Source organism: Amycolatopsis sp. CA-230715, assembly GCF_018736145.1.
GTDB lineage: Bacteria > Actinomycetota > Actinomycetes > Mycobacteriales > Pseudonocardiaceae > Amycolatopsis.
Map to the genome: position 1 here is coordinate 4,833,029 of NZ_CP059997.1, position 15,355 is coordinate 4,848,383.

A 15,355-nucleotide genomic window follows, 5' to 3' on the forward strand; every position below is an offset into this window, starting at 1 on the left:
GAGATTCGAAAAGCGAAAGATGGCAGACCGGCTGTCTATGAGGCGAGAGCCCGTTTTCGGAAGATGAACGGACGGTTTAAACATCTGGCGCAGCGTGGCGCGAGCAAGACGGAGGCTAAGAACCGCCTGAAAGAAGCGGCCGCCAAGCTGGCCAAGGAGGCGGCAGGGCGCCAGATCAACGAGAACACGCGTATCGAGTTGCTGGCGCTGCATTATCTCGCGGAGATCAAACGCAAGGTGGACGACGGCACAAGGTCGTTCACGACGTACGACATCTACCGGGGCACGGTCAACAACGAGGTCGTACCGCGGCTTGGCGCGCTGGCGGGCCACGAGCTGGACGTGTTCACCGCCTACCAAGCCATCATGGATGTTGACCGCGAGGTCGGACGCGCGAGTGCGAAGAAGTTCCGAACGGTGCTGAGTGGCATCTGTAAGTTCGGGGTTCTCCACGGGGCAATGGAGATCAACCCGATTCGGCAGCTCGACGATATGTTCGAGCGTTCGAAGGACGCCGAGCCGGTACGGGCGCTAGAACCGGCGCAGCGTAAGGATTTCCTGACGAAGTTCGACGGCTATTGCGACAAGAAGGCGGCCAACAAGGTCGCCGGGGTGCGGGCGCTCGTCTGGCAGCACCTCAAAGACATCACGCTCGGGCAGCTCGGCACCGGCGTTCGCATCGGCGAAGTCACTGCGCTGCTCGGCCCGGACATCGACATAGAGCGCCGGACGGTGCATTTCGGCTACCACCTCGTCCGGGTGGCCGGTAAGGGCATCGTGCGAATGCCCGGACGAAAGGGCGGTGAGCCGCCACTGACTCTCGTCATGCCGTCGTGGTCGGTTCCGATGTGGACTCGCGTCAAGGAAGCCGCGGGCGAGGGCATCGTGTTCCCGGCATGGTCCGGCGGGTGGCTCGACCCCAGCAACCTGACCAAGCGCATCCGGTCGGCGTGCGACGCGATCGGCTACGAGTGGATGAGTAGCCGGATGCTGCGGCACACCGTCGGTACGCACCTCACCGATAACGGCCACACGAGCAACGAGGCCGGGGACCAGCTCGGCAACACGGCCGAAGTGGTCGACAAGCACTACCGGCGCAGGCAGGTAGCGAACCGGAAGATCGCTCACACTCTGGAGTCAATGTTTCCCGAGGCCGAAGCGTCGTAGCGTCGAACTTTCGCACGTTTACCGCACACAAACCCCCTGGAATGAGGTGGAGTGAGATGGACTCGCACGGCAAGCATCGTCAGCGTGGCAGTGCCGGACGGACTGGCACGGCCAGTTTCCTTGGACTCCCTGGGTCCAGGGTTCGAGCCCCTGGCGGCCCACCCGATTGGCCTGGTCCTGCTCGGTGCTTCGCACCTTCGCCGGGATCGGGTGGTGTTGTTTCTGGGGTCGAGTGAGGTTCACCCCGGGTAGTGGACACCGAGTTAGCAGGATCAGTCGTCCTGCTGAAAGGATGTCCTCATGCCTCCTTGCAAGCGCCGGTCGTACACGGCGGAGTACAAGGTCGAGGCTGCTCACCGCGTGATCGATTCCGGCCGGACGATCGCTGAGGTTTCCCGCGAGCTGGGTATCGACGCGGGCATGTTGAGTGTCTGGGTCAAAGACGAACGTCGACGGGTCACCGCGGCCGAGGTCCACGGAGACAAACCTCTGGAGGCCGCCGAACGGGCCGAACTGTTGCGCTTGCGCGGACAGGTGGCCGAGCTAGAGAAGGACAACGCCTTCCTGGTAAAAGCCTCGGCGTACTTTGCCGCGATGCAGAAGAACCGGCCCGGTTCGCTCTGATGGCCAAGTACGCCGGCCCTGACGAGTTCACCGACACCAGGTCGCCGTCGAACGCGCGGTTCTCGATCCGGCGGATGGCACGGCTGCTGGGTGTGTCGACGTCGGGTTACTACGCGCACGCCAAACGCGTCGCAGCGACGGTGCTGACACCGCGGCAGCAACGCCGGGCCGACCTCGAGGTGAAGATCACCCAGGTGCACCAGGATTCCCGCGGGACCTATGGTTCGCCGCGGATCACCGCCGAACTGCGCGATCAGGGTGAGGTGGTTACCGCGAAGACGGTTGCCAAGATCATGGCCTCGATCGGGTTGGAAGGTATCAGCCCGCGCACGTTCAAGGTGAAGACGACAGTGGCCGATCCGGCCGCGTCGTTCCCACCGGATCTGGTCGACCGGCACTTCGACCGGGACCGGCTCGACGCGGTCTGGCTGACCGACATCACGTACCTGACGTGTGGTCAGGGTGACATGTTCCTGTGTGCGATCCGGGACGGGCACTCCCGGAAAGTGTTGGGCTACAGCATATCCGACCACATCGGCGCCGAGATGGTCACCGACGCGATCGATGCCGCCGTGGGCACCCGTGGCGGCAGATGCCGTGGCACGATCCTGCATTCCGACCGTGGCGGCGAGTACACCGCGCACCTGACAGCGAAGGCGTGCTTCCGGCACGGGCTGCGCCGGTCGATGGGCGTGACCGGAATCTGCTGGGACAACAGCCCAGCGGAGTCGTTCTGGTCGACGTTCAAACACGAGCACTACTACCGGCACGCCTACGTCACGAAGACAGAACTCGTTGCCGCGATTGACAAATGGATCACCTTCTACAACAGTATCCGACGGAACTCCGCCATCGGGATGCTCAGTCCCAACAACTTCGAGCAGTCACTCCGAACGGCTGCCTGAACCCCTTGTAAGCCCCTGTCCACCATTCGGGGTGAACCTCAGAGCCCCAGACCCCACGGTGCGAGCTTCGCCCGACCCAGCCCGGTCCGGTCGGGTTCGGACCAGCGCCGGTTGGTGGTTCCTCGGTGTCGTTCGCGGGGGCGTGTCAGGGCCGTGTCAGGGGCGTGACCGGTGGCCCGGCAACCATCCGTCGGTATGGAAGACACGCACAGGTCCACGGTTGCGGCGGAGCCCCAGCCACCCCGCGGAATAGCCGGTCGGCTGCTTGCCGACCGGCACTCGTTGCCGCTGTCCATCGCATTGCACCTGGTACCGGGTGCGCTGATCGTCGCGGTCTATCTGCTGATCGCCGAACCAGTCGTACTGGCCATCGGCGCTCCGGTGTTCCTGGGCTGGGCGATCGCCCTGTGCCTGGTTCTCGGGCCGCTGATGGCGGGCTTGTACTGGCTGGGGCGCAGGCGCAACGGCCGGTTCTCGTTGCGTGGCGTGCTGCGCTACACCGACAAGCCGTTGCCGAGGGGAAAGCTCGTCGCCATGGCCATCCTCCTGTTCCTGTGGATGATGGTGCTGTCGACCGCGCTCACACCACTGGACAGCTTCGTCTTCGACCATTTCTTCACCTGGCTCCCGTTCGCCGACGCGGGCGGCGGCGCCACCACGTACCTCGAGAAGAGCGGTCATTCGGCCATGCTCACCACGCTGGTGATCTGCCTGCCGCTGACCGGGGTTTCGCTGCCGCTCATCGAGGAGTTCTACTTCCGCGGGTTCCTCCTGCCCCGCATCGCCCACCTTGGCAAAGCGGCGCCGGTGCTCAGCACGGTCTTGTTTTCGCTGTACCACTTCTGGGCACCGTGGACGTTCTTCTCGAAGCTGATCTTCTTCTTCCCGGGGCCCTGGTTCGTGTGGAAGAAGAAGGACATCCGGCTGTCGATCGGAATGCACGTCGGGACGACCTCGATTTCGACGGTCGGCGGCATCATCGCGCTGGCGTTCAACATCGTGTGATTCCGTACTGCTGGACGGGTCGTCAGCCGGTTTGGTGCCCGCGGCGGGCTTCGCGGTCGAAGATGCCGATGATTTCGCACGGCCCGCCCGCGGTGCCGATCGCGTGCGGGAGCATGGTCGGGAACTCGGCGGCTTGGTTGGTCTCGACGCGCAGGCGCCGGTGCCCCAGCATCAGCACTACGGTGCCGGAGAGGACGACGAGCCATTCGCGGCCGGGGTGCGCGCGCATGCTGGCGGGGTTTTCCGGCGGCGGGCTCGTGATGCGCTGGCGCACGACGGTCATCCCCGGCTCCGCCTTGATCGGCCACCGCATCAGGCCGTGGGCGCCGTCGATCATCGGGCTGGCGATCACGTCGTCGGTGTCCGTCTCGACGAGCTGATCGAGCGAGGTGTCCAGCGCGCGGGCGAGCGTGACGAGCTGGTCGAGGGCGAGGCGGCGCTGGCCGTTCTCGATCCGGCTGAGCGACGACGGGCTCAGCCGGGCGCGGGTGGCCAGTTCCTCCAGCGACCAGCCCTGCGCGACCCGCAGCGCGCGAACGCGTTTGCGCACCAGGCCGTCCAGGTCGTCGTCTTGCGTCATGGGCACGACCTTATGCCGAAACCGCAAGGGGCGCCAGACTGTCCACAGTGGTCAGTGCGCGTGGCAGGGGCAGCCGGCGGCGGCCGCCTGCGGGGGTGCGGTCGCGGCGGTGTGCTCGACCTCCGCCAGTATCCGCAGGCGCTCGGCGGCGTCGACGTACCTGCCGCGCACCACGACTCCGGACAGCTTCCGCGTGTTCCGGATGTCGTGCAGCGGGTCGGCATCGAGTATCGCCAGATCGGCCGCATGACCCGGGGCGACGCGGCCGGTGCGGGTGCCGAGGAAGGCGGCGGGTTCGGCCGTCGAAGCGTGCAGCGCCGCCATCGGCGGGATGCCCGCCGCCACGAACAGCTCCAGTTCGTCGTGGACGGAGAAACCGGGCCACACCGCCACGGTTCCGGTATCGGTGCCCGTCATGAGCGGGACCCCGGCCTCGTACATCCTGCGCACCGTTCGCAGCCGGTAGTCGAACATCGCGGCCCATTCGGCGTCCTGCGACGGCGCGCGGTCCTTCAGGTAGAGCTCCTGGCGCGCCATTTTCTGGGTCTCCAGCGCGTCGGCGGGCAGGTACTTGTTCCGCGGGTCGTTCATGTCGATGGTGCGGGCGAAGTCGAGGCCGCGGTGCATCGCCAGGGTCGGGACCTGGCGCACGGCGTGCCGGGCGAGTTTTTCGTGCAGGCGACGGGCTTTCACCGGGCTGTAGGTGTGCGCCGCGGTCCACTCCAGGGGGTGCAGCGCCGCGAACCAGCCCGCGTAGTCGCCAAGGCCGAGCCGGATCCGCTGGATCTCCGAGCGGATCCACGATTCCCTGGTGGAGGTTTCGAACGGTGTCCAGAACAGGTGCTCGATACTGGTCTGGCCCAGCTCCGCGGCCTCGTGCAGCGGCACCGCGTCCGGGCAGTGGCCCACGAACGGCACGCCGTGGCGGTGCGCTTCGTCGGCGAGCGCGCGGTAGGCGTCCCTGGACACCCGTGAGTACACCTTGATGAAGTCCGCGCCGCGGGCGATTTCCCCGCGCACCGCCGCCCGTGCCGCCGCCGGACCGCCGACCTGGACGACGTCAGTCCACTTAGGATCCCAGATGCTCGGCAGGCCGTCGATGATCCGGCTCCCGACCGTGTACCGGGGGCCGAGCAGCGTGCCCGCCTCGATCCGGTCGCGCCAGTCGCGGGCCTTCGGCGAGCCCGCCATTTCGCGGACGGTCGTCACGCCGTTGGCGACGTAGAGCCCGTTGTCGATGCCGTCGGCCTGCGCGTGCGCGTGCATGTCGGCGAGGCCGGGGACGACGTACTTGCCCCGCAGGTCCACCACGGTGGCCCCGTCCAGCCGGACCTGCCTGCCGACCTCGGCGATGGTGTCTCCGCGCACCAGCACCGTGGTGTCCGGGAGCACGCGGCCGGAGGCGGGGTCGAGCACGGTCGCGTGCGTGAACGCGATACCGCGCCCGGCCCGTTCCGTGACGGCCACCGCGGGCCAGGCAGTGGTGCTCGCGATACCGGCGGCCGCGCCCGCGACGAGCAGGCTGCGCCGGGAAATGTTCGTTGCCATGCGGGAAATGCTGGCCGATCCCGGCGGCGCGCACACGGGAGCGCACCACCCTGGCGAGGTGGGGCTGCCCCTACCTGCCGAGCAGGGCGCGGACGCGTCCGGGGGCGTGGCCCAGTTCGCGCCGCATGGTCCGGGTGAAGTGGGCCTGGTCGCTGAAGCCGAGGTCGGCCGCGAGGCTCGCGAGGTTCGTTTCCCCTTCGTCGATCCGCCGCAGCGCGCGGCTGATCCGTACGCGATTGCGGTATCGGCTGACGGTCATGCCCACGTGGTGCCGGAACGTGCGGCTCAGATGGGACGGTGAGGTCTCCAGCAGATGCGCCAGCGCGACCAGGCCGGTGGCACCCGGCTCGTCCGCGAGCACGGCTTCCCTGGCGCGGTCCGCGAGGTCGTGGCTGCCCGGCGCGGGTGCCTCGTCGGGTTGACGGCGAAGCGCCAGCCGCAGCAGGTCCACGACGGCCTCGGCGCCGGCGAAGGCCGGGTCCGAACCGGTGCGCAGGAGCGCGCGGTGGGCCAGTTCGAGCCGCGCGTCCACCCGGACCGGGGCCGCTTCGACGGCCGCCGTCAGCGCGTGGCCGGGCAGCGTGATCGACGTGCACGTGTCGCCACCGGCGGGGTGCGCGAAGCGGGCCTCGTGACCGGGCGGGTGCAGGTAGCCGGTGGTCGGGTCGACGGTCACGCGCCTGCCACGGGATTCGAGCCGGAACCGGCCGCGCCGGACCAGGACCACCTGGGTGCCGGACGTGCTCTCGGGCGGCGACCAGTGCGGGTGCTCGGCGGTGCAGTCGACCACCCGGAGCACGAAGTGCGGATCCACCACCTCTCGTCTCGTCGTGCGCACACCGCGGAACCTACCGCCGGGCACCGACATTTCCGGGGTACCCGCAAATTCGTTCAAGACCGGCGGCCACCCGTGGCCGATGCTCGCGGACGTGATCGAGCACGCCGCATCCACTACCCGTCGAGGCCCGGTACTGGCCGTGCTGCTCGCGGGCCAGGTCATGGTTTCCCTTGACGGGTCGATCGTTTCCGTTGCCGCGCAGACGATTCGCGCCGGACTGGGGGCCAGCGACGCCGAGGTCCAGCTGCTCGTCTCGAGCTACCTGCTGACCACCGGCGTGCTGTTCGTCACCGGCGCGCGGATCGGTGACGTGCTCGGCTACCGGGGCGCGTTCCTGATCGGCCTCGGCTGGTTCACCGGGGCATCGCTGCTGTGCGGACTGGCGGTCGATCCCACGATGCTGGTGCTCGCCCGCATCGCGCAGGCGATCGGGGCCGCATTGCTGATGCCGCAAGTGTTTTCGCTCATCCACCGCCACTGGGAAGGCGCCGGGCGCGGCAGGGTGATCGGTGCCTACAGCATGGTCCTCGCGCTGGGAGTCGCGCTCGGCCAACTGATCGGCGGTCTGGTCGCCGAGGCCGACGTGTTCGGTCTCTCCTGGCGGCCGGTCTTCCTGATCAACGTCCCGATCGGACTGATCGTGCTGGTGATCGCTCCGCGCGTGCTGCCGAGTTCGCGTACGGAAGCGCGCGCTCGCCTCGACCTCTTCGGGGTGGCGCTGCTGACCGCGGGCATGGCCGCGGTCACGCTCCCGCTCATCTTCGGCCGTGACCACGGGTGGCCCGCCTGGTCGTGGGGCGTCCTCGCCTGCGGTGTCGTGCTGCTGGGCGTGTTCGTGCGGTACGAATCCACGGCACGGCACCCGGTGTTCGACCTCGCGGCGCTGAAGCCGAAAGGGGTGAAGCCGGGATTGGCCGCGTGCTGCGTCGTCATGGGCTGCTACACGGTTTTCGTGCTCGCGCTGACCCTGCACCTGCAGTCCGGGCTCGGCTACACCCCGCTCCAGGCGGGACTCGCGTTCGTCCCGTACGCGGTGGGTTTCGGCGCGCTCAGCCTGAGCTGGAACCACTGCCCGCCGCGGCTGCGGCGGGTCATGCCGATCGCGGGCCCGCTGGTCTTCGCGGCGGGGGCGATCCTGGCCGTGCTGCTCGTCCGGATCGACGGTCGCGCGTGGGGTTTCCTCCCGGTGCTGCTGCTCGCCGGGGCCGGGCACGCCGCCGGGTACAGCCCGCTGATCGCGCGCGTCACGTCCTCGGTGGAACCCCGGTTCGCCTCGGCGATCTCGGCCGCGAACGCCACCGGGCCCGTGCTCGCCGAGGTGCTCGGGGTCGCGGGCATCGGTGGTCTCTACTTCGCGGCGAACTCTTCCGGGGACGGTCTGCTCCTGGTCGTCGTCGCGATCGCGGCGCTCCTCGTCGTCGCGACGGCGTGCGCGGCTGTCAGTACGCGTCAGTTCGGCTTGCGCCACACGGAAATGTGCTTGGCGGAGTCCTGAGTGAACGGCGCCCCGTGCCAGTCCGCGACGCGGCGTTCCAGCTCCAGCCCGGCGATCCGCGCCATCAGGTCGAGTTCGGCGGGCCAGGCGTACCGGTGCCGTGAGCTCCCACGGCGATAACGGCCGTCGTCGCCGTCGCGGGTGAAGTGGTGCGAGACGAGGATCTGGTCGACCACGTCGATCGTGTCGAAGCCGAGGTGCCGCTCGGAGACGTCGAACGGCACCGCGACCTGGCCCGGCGGCAGGAACCGCAGCGGCGGCACACCCAGCTCGATGACGAACCGGCCGCCCGGCGCCAGGTGCCGCGCGGCGTTGCGGAAGCACTCGACCTGCTCGTCTTGCGTGAGCAGGTTCGTGATCGTGTTGTAGACGAGGTAGACCAGGGCGAACTCGCCGGGCACCGCCGTGGTGGCCATGTCCCCGATGGTCACCGGGAGCGCGTCCTCGCCGATCTTGCGCCGCAGCACCGCCGCCATGTGCTCGGACAGTTCGATGCCCGCGACCGGCACGCCACGTTCCCGGAGCGGGACGCCCACTCGCCCGGTCCCGATCGCGAATTCCAGCGCTTTGCCGTCGCCCGCGAGTCCGGCGAGGAAGTCGAGGGTGGGTCCGAGCACGGCGGCCGAGGACATTTCGGTTTCCTCGGCGTCGTAGCGGTCGGCGGTCGCACGGGTCCACAGTTCGCTGCTCGTCACGCGCCGCACTGTGCCCGGCGCCCGGCGGGACTGTCCACGCATTTAGCCGTCGGCAGGGACAACCCCGCGCCCGCATGCGCGTCCCACCAGGTGTACCACCACGGCTTTTTCACCGAGGAGGATCTGTGCGACGAATCCTGGCGACGGTGCTGACCGCGCCCTTGCTGGTCGCGGCCATCGGGTCGACGGCGCACGCCGAGGGCGGGCAAGCCGGTGCGGTGTCGGGAGCCGGGTTCTTCGACCGGAACGCCGACGGTGCGCGGCAACCCGGTGAAGCCGGTGCGGGTGGCTTCACGGTCGAGCTGCTGTCCGCCAGCGGCGGGTGGCGGAAATCGGTTCGCACAGACCAGGACGGGCATTACCGCTTCGCCGATCTCGCCCCTGGCAAGTACTCGGTCCAGTTCGACGGCGGCGGACACGCCAGCACCACGCCGTGGGCCGTCGGGGTCGCGGTATGGGACACCGAGACGGTCGTGAACTTCGGCGTGCGGTGAGCACCTGGGCACTTTCGGGCACAATCCGGTGTCCGAAAGTGCCCCGTTTCCACGACGGCGCCCATTGTCCGAAGTATCCTCCGGCCGCGGTGAACCTCCAAGCGCGCGGTACGTCCTAGGAATTGCAAGTTCATTTTCGGGGCGACGCCGCTGAAAGGTTCCGGGAAAAGATCGGGGAGTGCACCATGACCAAATTCCGCGCCGGCTTCACCGCCGCGTTCACCATCGCCGCCGGTTTCGCGCTGGCGGCGTGCTCGGGTGAACCGGCGCCGCAGCAGCCCGCGCCGCTGCCGGTCACGGCGGTCGCCCCGGCGAACGCCACCCCTTCGAGCACCGCGCCCTCCTCGGCTCCCGCCACCGGCGGGAAGACTTCCAGCCAGACCACGCCGCACAAACCGGCTCCGCCGGCCAAACCCGCCGAAGGCGCGCCGGCCAAGGCCGGGGTGAAGTGCACCGACCAGGTGAACTACGCGGGTGATCCGCGGCCCAACGTGGAGATCAACAGCGAGGGTGAGCGGACGGGGCACTGCCCGGCACCGCAGAGCGGCGGCAAGCCCGCGGCGGGTGGCACGCCGCACCAGGCCGGGATGAAGTGCACCGACCAGCTCGACTACGCGGGCGACCCGCGGCCCAACGCGGACATCAACAGCGAAGGCGAGCAGACGGGCACCTGCCCCGCGCCGCAGCGGTCCTGATCGGGGGAGGCGCGAGGTTGACCGGTCCACAGTGGAGAGATGACGGCGCGTAACTCGGTGCGCCGCAAGATGTTTTTAGGAACGTTCGTCGTAAGCGCGCATCGTGGCGGCGACCTTGCCGAGGAAGGCCAGTACGACTTCGGCTTCGGCGGGGTCGAGCTGATCGGTGATCGCCGCGATGCCGGTGAGCAGCGGGGCGAGGGCGGCGCGGGTTTCGCTCCGCGCGTGCGGGGTCGCGCGCAGGACCACGCGCCGCTTGTCCGCGGCGTCGGCGTGCCGCGACAGGTGCCCGGCGGCGACGAGCCGGTCGACCAGCACGGTCGCCGAGGCCGAGGTCATGCCCAGCCGCTGGCCGAGGTCGCCGGGACCGACGGGCTCCGGGGCCGACACGACGTGGTCGAGCGCCTGCACATCGGTCACCCGCAGTCCCAGGCGGCGGGCGAGGGCAGCCTGCATCTCCCGCCCGGCCTGCAGCACTCGCCGCAGTTCGAACGCGATGTCCTGTGCCGCGCGCGCGTCCGCCATCCGGCGATGGTAGCTAGAAAGCCTAGCTACCCGTACACTCGACCGGTATGGCTAGAAAATCTAGCGAAATCGCCCGGATGAACGCCGAGCTGGTGACCGCGCTGCTGGACGGCGAGCCCGAGCCCTTCGCCGACGGGGGCACCGCGCTGCGCGTGCTGGAGGCGGCAGGGCGGCACAGCGGCCGCCCGCACCGGACGCCGCTCGGCGTGCTCACCCTCCACGGCGGCCGGTACCTGGTGTCGCCCGACGCGAACCGGGACTGGGTGCGGAACCTGACCGCGAACCCGGTCTGCGGGCTCCGCGCGGGCGAGGTCAGCGAACGCCTGCGCGCGCGGCGCATCGACGGCGACGAGGCCGCCGCGGCGGTGTCGGCCTACCTGACCGCGGTGCGGGTGCCGTGGGCGCTGGCCGCGTTCCCGGTCACCCCGGCCGCTTCGACGGCGGAAATCGTCGCGAACCTGGACACGCTGGCCGTGTTCCGCCTCGATCCGGAACCGGGTGCTCGGGCATGACGGCCTCGAACGTCGTCGTGGTGGGCGGCGGTCCGGGCGGGATGGTGCTGGCCCACCTGCTCGGCAGGGCCGGAATCCCGGTCACGGTGCTGGAGGCGCACCAGGACTTCGACCGCGACTTCCGCGGCGACTCGCTGCACCCGTACACCCTCGAACTGCTCGACCGCCTCGGCCTCGCCGACCGGCTGCTCGCGCTGCCGCACCACAAAGCCCGCTACTTCCGGTTCCACACTCCGTCCGGGACGATCACCACCGCCGACTACGGCAAGCTGGATTCCCGGCACGATTACGTGGCGCTGATGCCCCAGGCGCGGTTCCTCGACTTCCTCGCCACCGAAACCGCGAGCCTGCCCGGCGCGCGCGTCGTCACCGGGGCCAAGGTCACCGAACTCGCCCGCGACGGCGACGGCAGGGTCACCGGCGTGCGCTACCGCGACCACACCGGAACGCACCACCTGCCCGCCGCGCTGGTGGTCGGCGCGGACGGCCGCTTCTCCCGGATGCGCCGCCTCGCCGACGCGTCGGCCCGGTCCCTCGGCGCGACCACCGACCTGCTGTGGTTCCGGCTGCCGCGCCGCGACGGCGACCCGCCGGACGCCGACGTGGACCTCTACTTCGGACGGCACCACTACCTCGGGCTCCTCGCCGGCACGCACGAATGGCAGGTGGGGTACAGCCTGCCCAAGGGCGGCTACGCGGAGGCCCGCGATCGCGGTGTCCGTCCTATCCGGACGTTCGTCGCCGAACACGTGCCCTGGCTGGCCGACCGCGCCGGGCTGCTCACCGGCTTCGCGCAGACCACGCTGCTCTCGGTCGACATCTCCCGCGTCGACACCTGGTGGTGTCCAGGACTGCTGCTGATCGGCGACGCCGCGCACGTCATTTCCCCGGTCGGCGGCAACGGAATCCTGATGGCCGTCCAGGACGCGGTCACGGCGGCCAACCACCTCGTGCGCCACCTCGGCGAGCGCGATTTCGACGCCGCGCTCCCCGGCATCCAGGCCGAACGCGAACCCGCGATCAGGCAGGTGCAGGCCCAGCAGGTCCGCGTCGAACGGCGAGCCGCCCGCGCTCGCGAAAACGGCCGTCCCGCAACGCCTCCGTATCTGCTGCTGCGCCTGCTGACCGCCGTTCCGGGTGCCCGCGCCCGCTCCGCTCGCGCCAACGCCTACGGTCCTCGGCCACCGCGGCTCGATCCCGCCGTCGCGCCCTGACTGCGCAATGTCTTTGCACCACAACGGTTTCAGCGGCGGATCGGCGCCCGAGTTGTTTTGCTGTGACACATCGCACCCGCACCCCACCTCTCCGCTTGGTCGACGTCTTCCCTTACATGACAAGCTTTCGGTGAAGCGTTCACCGGAACGCGCTGACGGAAGGGGAAGTTCATGAACCGCAAGGGAATCGTCCGTACCGCCACGCTCGCCGGTGTCGCCGCCGCGATCGGGCTGACCGCCACGCTGACCGCGACCGCCGCGCCGCGGCCCGTGACCGCCACCGCCGATCTCGACGGCAACGGCGAGATCGAAACCGTCACCGCCACGATGGCCGGTGACCACGAGCAGGTCATCTCCGCGACGGTGAACGGGGTGGCCACCTCGATCCGCGTGCAGGCGGACAGCCAGTTCGGCTTGCAGGCTCCGCGCGTCGCCGATCTCAACGGCGACGGCAGCCAGGAGCTGATCGTGCCCACTTCGGTCGGCGCGAACACCACCCAGTTCACCGCGCTGCACTACCACGACGGCCTGCAGCAGGTCGTCGGCGCCGACGGCAAACCCCTGGAACTGGCCGAAGGCGGCGGCGTCGCGGCCAAGCTCGGCTACAACTGCTCGGACACCGAAGGCGGCGGCCGGGTCTTCGGCACCGTGGCCGCCGAAGCCGACGACCTCAACGCCCCGAACCTGACCTACTCCGGCACCCGCACCGTCTACACGATGCGCGACGGCGCGCTGACCGTGCAGGAAACCGTGCCCTTCAGCCACCGCCCCGACACCAACCCCCTCGTCGTCGCGGACCCCGCCACCTGCTCCTGACGAACCGGCGCCGGGCCGGACGGGAGAATGGTCCGATGGACGCCAGGAAGCACATGATCGTCGTCGGCTACGCGAAGGTGCCCGCGCAGTCGACGACGCACGCGACCCGCGAGTTCTTCTCCATCAGCCTGCTCGTGGAGCCTCCTGATTCCCGGGTTCTCGCCGTCGACTCGACCGCGGCCACCGCGATGGCGCGGGAGTGGTTGTCGTCCCTGCTGGTCGGCGCCGATCTCACCGCCGACGACGCGCCCTACCTCGCGGCCGTCGACCGGAACTACGTCGGGACGGCGGCGGGCTCGATCAAGCAGGCGATCCGGGACGCTTGGCGGCGTTTCCCGGCCGGGTAGGATCCACAAGCGACAGACATGCGTGTCCGCGCTGGGTGTTCGAGGCACCGACTCGACCACCGGCCGATTCGACAGCGGTCTCCCTCGTCAGCGCGGGCGAATGCCCGGCGCCCTTCAGCACGCGCGGAGCACACCCATGTCACCAGCACTTTTCGTGTCCGACGGCCAAGTACGGGCCCGTCCGGCCGACCTCTTCCCCGCCACGACCCCTGAGGACTGGCACGAGCACGGCGATCTCGTCGACCCGACCGGCAGGCTCGTCTTCGAGGTCGGCGCGTTCCTCGTGCGCGCCGACGGCTACCTCGCGCTCGTCGACCTCGGGCTCGGGGAAACGCGCGCCGACACCCCGTCCGGGGCGTCCTACCGGGGCGGCGACCTGATCGCCAACCTCGCCGCCGAGGGCGTCGCGCCCGAGGCCGTCGATCTCGTCGTCTTCACGCACCTGCACCGCGATCACGTCGGCTGGACGTCGACCGGCGGCGCGCTGACCTTCGCCAACGCGCGCCACGTCGTGCACCGTGCCGAATGGGAGCACTGGCAGCGGAACCCGTCGCCGCTCGGCCCGGACCCGGTCAAGGTGCTCGAACCGCTTCGCGAGCGGATCGAGTTCTGCGTGGACGGTGACGAGCTCGCCGACGGCATGCGCGTCATCGAAACCCCCGGCCACACACCGGGGCACATCAGCGTCGCCGCCGGTCGCACCGTCATCGCGGGCGACGTCCTGCACTCACCCGCCCAGCTCGACCATCCACAGTGGTGTTTCGGATCGGACACCGATCCGGAGCGGGCCGCCGAATCACGTCGCCGCCTGCTCGACGAGTACGGCCCGGACATGGTGGCGTGCGGTCACTTCACTCGCTGACGGTGATGTGCGGGGACAGCGCGCGGAGGAAGCCGGGTGCGTCGAACATCGCTCCCGCGGCGGCGACTCCAGTCCTTTTTGTCCGTCCGCTGAGGATTCGGTCTACCGCCTCCACCGCGAGCGGCGCGCTGACGGCGTAGATGTCCCTGCCGTGCGCGACCGCGCGGCGTTCCTCGTCGCCGGACCGCACGACGACGTCGACGAGGAACGTCTCCGGGGACCGGCCGCGCTCGTCCGCCGCCGCGGTGTTCGCGAGTTCTTCGGCGGCGTCGACGGTCATGTAGGTGCGCACTTCGGGTACGCGCACATGGCTCGGGATGGTGACGACGTCGGTCATGGTGAACTCGGCGATGACCGGCTTGGTGCCCATCGGCGCCGGGAAGGTCCAGTCCACGGTCCGCCGCGGCTCGTCGTGGTACCGCAGCTCCCCGCCGGTGTAGCGGACGTGCCGCCCGGTCCGCCGCTGCCGGGAGACCGCGCCCGCGCCGAGCGTCCCGGCCGTCGGGTGCCAGCCGCTCAGCCCGTACGCGATGTGCACCTCGTCGGCCGCGGTCCAGTCGCCCATCGCGGCGGTGGCCATCAGGTCGCCGAGGCCGCCGTAGAAGGCCATCGCGGGAACCACCACGGCATCCGCGGCGCGATCAGCGAACCGTGTGAAGGTGTCGACGCACGCTTCGATCTCGGCCGCCACGTCCACGTAGGGAATACCCGCGCGCAGGGCCGCTTCGATCACGGGGGTGGCGGTCAGCGCGAACGGCCCGGCGCAGTTGATCACCGCCGCCGCGCCGTCCAGTGCGCGGTCGAGCGAAGCGGGATCGTCGACCGACGCCTGCCGCGTTTCGAGCCCGGGGCAGGCCGCTCGCAGCTTGGCCGCGTCCCGGCCGGATGCCAGCGGGACGAACCCGCGCCCGAACAGTTCCGCCACCACGAACCGCCCGGTGTGCCCGTAGGCGCCGAACACCGCGACCTTGCTTCCCATCAGCTCTCCCGCGCTCGAATGATCCACTGTGGACAATCCTGGCGACGGCGCGCG

At 69.7% G+C, this 15,355-nt stretch carries 18 protein-coding genes; 12 read left to right on the forward strand and 6 right to left on the reverse strand.

All coding sequences use genetic code 11. The features are described from left to right. Nucleotides 1-63 precede the first annotated feature (63 nt). The 4 genes from HUW46_RS23205 (at nt 64) to HUW46_RS23220 (ending at nt 3,701) form a co-directional block, all read left to right on the forward strand. Nucleotides 64-1,167, forward strand: coding sequence for a site-specific integrase (locus tag HUW46_RS23205; RefSeq protein ID WP_215549277.1), 1,104 nt, complete (start codon nt 64-66; stop codon nt 1,165-1,167). A 300-nt stretch (nt 1,168-1,467) separates the two neighbouring features. Then, nucleotides 1,468-1,791, forward strand: a complete 324-nt coding sequence (locus HUW46_RS23210; RefSeq protein WP_215549278.1) for a transposase — start codon at nt 1,468-1,470, stop codon at nt 1,789-1,791. After that, nucleotides 1,791-2,696, forward strand: a complete 906-nt coding sequence (locus tag HUW46_RS23215) for an IS3 family transposase (RefSeq protein ID WP_256451409.1) — start codon at nt 1,791-1,793, stop codon at nt 2,694-2,696. Before HUW46_RS23210 ends, HUW46_RS23215 begins: the two co-directional genes overlap by 1 nt. A gap of 195 nt (nt 2,697-2,891) precedes the next feature. Continuing rightward, nucleotides 2,892-3,701 carry a CPBP family intramembrane glutamic endopeptidase gene (locus HUW46_RS23220; protein ID WP_215549279.1) on the forward strand — a complete coding sequence of 270 codons (810 nt, stop codon included), beginning with the start codon at nt 2,892-2,894 and terminating at the stop codon, nt 3,699-3,701. A 22-nt stretch (nt 3,702-3,723) separates the two neighbouring features. Here HUW46_RS23220 and HUW46_RS23225 read toward each other — a convergent pair whose 3' ends face one another. The 3 genes from HUW46_RS23225 to HUW46_RS23235 all read right to left on the reverse strand — a co-directional run bounded on the left by HUW46_RS23225 (nt 3,724) and on the right by HUW46_RS23235 (nt 6,667). Next, on the reverse strand, nt 3,724-4,281 hold the full coding sequence (locus HUW46_RS23225) for a helix-turn-helix domain-containing protein (protein ID WP_215549280.1): 558 nt from the start codon (nt 4,279-4,281) through the stop codon (nt 3,724-3,726). A 51-nt stretch (nt 4,282-4,332) separates the two neighbouring features. Next, entirely contained in the window at nt 4,333-5,829 is a 1,497-nt protein-coding gene (locus tag HUW46_RS23230) for an amidohydrolase family protein (protein WP_215549281.1), read from the reverse strand. 70 nt (nt 5,830-5,899) lie between these two features. Next, on the reverse strand, nt 5,900-6,667 hold the full coding sequence (locus HUW46_RS23235; RefSeq protein ID WP_254126473.1) for a helix-turn-helix domain-containing protein: 768 nt from the start codon (nt 6,665-6,667) through the stop codon (nt 5,900-5,902). Between HUW46_RS23235 and HUW46_RS23240 the strand changes: the two genes are divergently transcribed. Further along, nucleotides 6,660-8,162, forward strand: coding sequence for an MFS transporter (locus HUW46_RS23240; RefSeq protein WP_254126475.1), 1,503 nt, complete (start codon nt 6,660-6,662; stop codon nt 8,160-8,162). The two genes, HUW46_RS23235 and HUW46_RS23240, sit on opposite strands and share 8 nt — an antisense overlap. On the opposite strand, the gene HUW46_RS23245 is transcribed toward HUW46_RS23240, so the two are convergent. Continuing rightward, nucleotides 8,117-8,857 carry a class I SAM-dependent DNA methyltransferase gene (locus tag HUW46_RS23245; protein ID WP_254126477.1) on the reverse strand — a complete coding sequence of 247 codons (741 nt, stop codon included), beginning with the start codon at nt 8,855-8,857 and terminating at the stop codon, nt 8,117-8,119. The two genes, HUW46_RS23240 and HUW46_RS23245, sit on opposite strands and share 46 nt — an antisense overlap. Before the next feature lie 125 nt (nt 8,858-8,982). Here HUW46_RS23245 and HUW46_RS23250 point away from each other — a divergent pair, with 125 nt between their 5' ends. Together HUW46_RS23250 and HUW46_RS23255 are read left to right on the forward strand one after the other, a co-directional pair. After that, nucleotides 8,983-9,351 carry an SdrD B-like domain-containing protein gene (locus HUW46_RS23250; RefSeq protein ID WP_215549283.1) on the forward strand — a complete coding sequence of 123 codons (369 nt, stop codon included), beginning with the start codon at nt 8,983-8,985 and terminating at the stop codon, nt 9,349-9,351. Nucleotides 9,352-9,536: 185 nt separating this feature from the next. After that, nucleotides 9,537-10,046, forward strand: coding sequence for a hypothetical protein (locus HUW46_RS23255; protein WP_215549284.1), 510 nt, complete (start codon nt 9,537-9,539; stop codon nt 10,044-10,046). Nucleotides 10,047-10,121: 75 nt separating this feature from the next. Here the strand turns inward: HUW46_RS23255 and HUW46_RS23260 are convergent, their stop codons facing one another. Further along, nucleotides 10,122-10,571: a MarR family winged helix-turn-helix transcriptional regulator gene (locus HUW46_RS23260; protein ID WP_215549285.1), complete on the reverse strand. Its 450-nt coding sequence runs from the start codon at nt 10,569-10,571 to the stop codon at nt 10,122-10,124. A gap of 47 nt (nt 10,572-10,618) precedes the next feature. Here HUW46_RS23260 and HUW46_RS23265 point away from each other — a divergent pair, with 47 nt between their 5' ends. The 5 genes from HUW46_RS23265 (at nt 10,619) to HUW46_RS23285 (ending at nt 14,322) form a co-directional block, all read left to right on the forward strand. Continuing rightward, a complete protein-coding gene (locus HUW46_RS23265; RefSeq protein WP_254126479.1) occupies nt 10,619-11,083 on the forward strand; it encodes a nitroreductase/quinone reductase family protein in 465 nt (154 codons plus the stop codon). Beyond that, entirely contained in the window at nt 11,080-12,297 is a 1,218-nt protein-coding gene (locus HUW46_RS23270; protein WP_215549286.1) for an FAD-dependent oxidoreductase, read from the forward strand. The genes HUW46_RS23265 and HUW46_RS23270 overlap by 4 nt, the downstream gene beginning before the upstream one ends. A gap of 171 nt (nt 12,298-12,468) precedes the next feature. Beyond that, the gene (locus HUW46_RS23275; protein WP_215549287.1) at nt 12,469-13,113 is read left to right on the forward strand and encodes a VCBS repeat-containing protein; all 645 of its coding nucleotides are present in this window, start codon (nt 12,469-12,471) and stop codon (nt 13,111-13,113) included. 35 nt (nt 13,114-13,148) lie between these two features. Further along, the gene (locus tag HUW46_RS23280) at nt 13,149-13,460 is read left to right on the forward strand and encodes a DUF3870 domain-containing protein (RefSeq protein ID WP_215549288.1); all 312 of its coding nucleotides are present in this window, start codon (nt 13,149-13,151) and stop codon (nt 13,458-13,460) included. Nucleotides 13,461-13,596: 136 nt separating this feature from the next. Beyond that, nucleotides 13,597-14,322: an MBL fold metallo-hydrolase gene (locus HUW46_RS23285; RefSeq protein ID WP_215549289.1), complete on the forward strand. Its 726-nt coding sequence runs from the start codon at nt 13,597-13,599 to the stop codon at nt 14,320-14,322. On the opposite strand, the gene HUW46_RS23290 is transcribed toward HUW46_RS23285, so the two are convergent. Then, on the reverse strand, nt 14,312-15,301 hold the full coding sequence (locus HUW46_RS23290; protein ID WP_215549290.1) for a saccharopine dehydrogenase family protein: 990 nt from the start codon (nt 15,299-15,301) through the stop codon (nt 14,312-14,314). The two genes, HUW46_RS23285 and HUW46_RS23290, sit on opposite strands and share 11 nt — an antisense overlap. Nucleotides 15,302-15,355: the final 54 nt, after the last annotated feature.